The organism is Streptomyces sp., from assembly GCF_031181555.1.
Taxonomy (GTDB): Bacteria; Actinomycetota; Actinomycetes; order Streptomycetales; family Streptomycetaceae; genus Streptomyces; species Streptomyces fimbriatus.
The window spans coordinates 1-3,002 of sequence record NZ_JAPSKQ010000312.1; the positions used below are offsets into that span (position 1 = coordinate 1).

A 3,002-nucleotide genomic window follows, 5' to 3' on the forward strand; every position below is an offset into this window, starting at 1 on the left:
CCCGGGAAGCCGCCCGCCCGGTGGCACGTACCGCAGCCGCCCGTCCTGATCGGTCACCGGGGTGAACCCGGCGGCCTGCAGACGGGCGGCGCACTTGGCCTCGAAGCGTCGGTTGACGGCGAACCCGACGGGCAGGAGGGCCATCACTCCCCGGCGGACCGGCGCGGCCGTGTCACCGACACCCGATCGGTGACACGGCCGTGAGCGGCCCCGCCCGGGAGGTGCCACCGCCCGGGCCGCCCGGACGGAGCAGTCGCCGCCCTCGACGAGACCCCTGCCGCTCGACGGTCCGGGCGCACGGGGCGTCCGGTTCCGTCCTCAGGGGGCGGTCAGCGCGGCTGACTCGGCTCCGTCGCCGTGGCGGAGAACTCGACGGCGACGTCGTACAGGCCCCGGTTCGATGTGATCCGCATCTGCGGGTCCTCCTGTGCGGCTTGGGTGCGCCCGCGGAACTCGGGGTCCGCGGTGGCCGCCTCCCACGCCTCCCGGCTCTCCCAGTGGGCCACGTTGACGAGCTGGAACCGGGTGTCCGAGGAACGGGCCCGGTGCAGCCGGGAGTCGATGAAGCCGGGCTTGGCCCTCATGAGTGCGGCACGCTGCTCCCACTGGACGATGAACGCGTCGAGGTGCTCGGCGGACATCTCGAAGATGTTGATGAACGTGACGGCGGTGTCCGGCACTCCGGCGGGTCGGCTGTCTGTGGTCACGGGAACTCCAGAGGTAGGAGATGGTCAGGTCCTGCCGCGCAGTGCGGCGAGCTGCAGGACGGTGAACACCGAGACGGAAACGGCCTGCAGGACGGTCCACACCGTGCCGACGGTGGTGGTGTCCCACCAATCGAGGGCGAGGGAGGCCGCGCTCGCCGCCACCCACACGATCCCGGTCACGACGACGATCCGCACCGGGGCGGCCGGTGGATCGGCCCGGGTGGCCAGGAGGGCGACGCCCGCGCCGATCACGAGCATCAGGCCGCCGGCGGTGAGCACCGGCTTGTCACCGACCCCCAGGAGGGGGGCGAGGCGGCCGGAGGCGAGGAGGTAGACCAGCCCGAACACGATCATTCCGGCCGCGTCCAGGGCGAGGACGCGACGCAGCCGGGCGTGTGCCGGCGTGCGGGGGGCCGTCGGGACGTCGTCCGCGGAGGGCGGTGTCATCGAGGTCTCCATGCGGTCGACGTCACCGGCCGGTGCCCGGCGGGATGTTGTAGGTGAAGCGGAAGCGGTTCCGTGGGTCGTACGCGGTCTTCAGCTCGGTCAGCCGCCTGTGGTCGTCCACGGTGTAGGCGGTGCGGGTCCGATCGTCATCGGCGAGGCCGCCGTGGCCCATGAAATTGATGAACCGGCCGGTGGTCCAGGGTTCCAGGTCCTTGAACACGCGTCCCAGGAAGGCGTGCGCGTCGGCGTCGGAGACGTCCGTCAGGGGGATGAGGACCGCCAGCATGAAGCGCGCGTCGCGACGGCCGACGGCGTTCGGGTGCACGGGCCGACGGGCCAGCGCACCGCCCAGGTGGCGCAGTTCCACGATGGCCGGCGGCGCGGCACCGGGACCGGCGTGCTCGAGGAGCGTACGGATCGTGCCGCCGTCCAGGTCGGCCAGGAAGGCGTCGTCGGCGGCCCACGGCATCGGGACCGGGGGGTCGTCGTGGATCTCGGCACTCTGCTCGTAGGGCATGTCGCGCAGGTTCTCCAGCAGCCGGGGGCCGACCCGGCGGAGCGGTTCGACCAGGCGCTCACCGGCCTCCGCGGAGCCGGTGAAGGCGATCCGCACGTGCCAGACGCGGCGTCCGCGCATCGGCTCCGGCACCTGCGGGTCGTCCGGGACGGGGATCAGCGCCACCGACGAGTTCATCTCGTCGGGCACCGTGGCGGTCCACCGCGCGTACGCCTCCAGCAGGCCGGGTGTCCGCTCGGCGTCGTAGAAGAGGCCGCCACCGTGGAGCCGGGCCACCGGGACCAGGCCGAACTCCATGCCGGTGACGATGCCGAAGTTGTCCCGCCCGCCCAGCAGCGCCCAGTACAGGTCCGGTTCGGTGTCCGGGGTGACGTGGCGCTGCCGGCCGTCCGCGGTCACCACGTCCATGGCCAGCACCCGGTCGGCCGCCCAGCCGTGGCTGCGCCCGAGCAGCGGGAGCCCGCCGCCCAGGGTGGAGGAGACGACGCCCACGTGCGGGGCGGAGCCGTTCAGCGGCGCCAGGCCGTGCCGTGCGGCCTCGGGGATCACCTGCTCGAAGCGGGCGCCGGCCGCGACGTACGCGATGCGCGTCTCCGGGTCGACGCGGACCGCGGTCATGCGCCGGGTGGTGACCAGCAGCCCGCCCTCGGCGGGCACCGAGAAGCCGTGCCCGGTGTTCTGCACGGCCACCGGCAGGTCGTGCGCGGCGGCGAACGCGACGGCCGCCACCACGTCCTCGGCCCGCGCGGCGCCGACGATCACCTCCGGGCGGTGCCGCACGGCCAGGTTGAAGCCCGTGCGCTCCTCGTCGAAGCCCTCCTGACCCGGCAACAGCACGGGCCCCTCACAACGGGCGGCCAGGGAATCGAAGTCGTTGCGCTCCACAGTCCTGCTCCTTCGTCGGTGTCGACAGGAGCGATCGTGAGGGGCATACGTGACACCGGCCGTCATATTCTGCGCGAGTGAAGTTCGACCGGCTGCTCTCGATCGTGCTGCTGCTCCAGCACCGTCGCCTGGTCCCGGCGAAGGAGCTCGCCGAGCGCCTGGAGGTGTCGCGGCGCACCATCTACCGCGACGTCGGGACGCTGTCGGCGGCCGGTGTCCCGGTGTACGCCGAGCGGGGCAAGGACGGCGGCATCGGGCTGCTGCCCGGCTTCCGCACCGACGTCACGGGCCTGACCACCGATGAGGCCCGCGCGCTGTTCGTGCTGGCGTCGCAGAGCGCGCACGCGGCGCTCGGCCTCGACCACGCCCTCGGTTCCGCGCTGCGCAAGGTGATGGCCGCGCTGCCCGCCCCGCACCGCCCGGCGGCCGAACTGACCAGCCGCCGC

The 3,002-nt window shown here is 73.4% G+C and carries 4 protein-coding genes; 1 reads left to right on the forward strand and 3 read right to left on the reverse strand.

Annotated features, from left to right (window positions below; all coding sequences use genetic code 11):
- Positions 1-329: 329 nt before the first annotated feature.
- From RIM90_RS31260 to RIM90_RS31270, 3 genes are read right to left on the reverse strand one after another with little or no spacing between them, the layout of a single operon-like run.
- Positions 330-707 (reverse strand): antibiotic biosynthesis monooxygenase family protein, encoded by a 378-nt coding sequence (locus RIM90_RS31260; protein WP_309064107.1) that lies wholly within the window; start codon positions 705-707, stop codon positions 330-332.
- 24 nt (positions 708-731) lie between these two features.
- Positions 732-1,154, reverse strand: a complete 423-nt coding sequence (locus RIM90_RS31265; RefSeq protein WP_309064108.1) for a hypothetical protein — start codon at positions 1,152-1,154, stop codon at positions 732-734.
- A 22-nt stretch (positions 1,155-1,176) separates the two neighbouring features.
- Entirely contained in the window at positions 1,177-2,556 is a 1,380-nt protein-coding gene (locus RIM90_RS31270) for an FAD-binding oxidoreductase (protein ID WP_309064109.1), read from the reverse strand.
- Positions 2,557-2,633: 77 nt separating this feature from the next.
- Here RIM90_RS31270 and RIM90_RS31275 point away from each other — a divergent pair.
- Positions 2,634-3,002: HTH domain-containing protein (locus tag RIM90_RS31275; protein WP_309064110.1), on the forward strand; the 369-nt coding region annotated here is incomplete at its 3' end.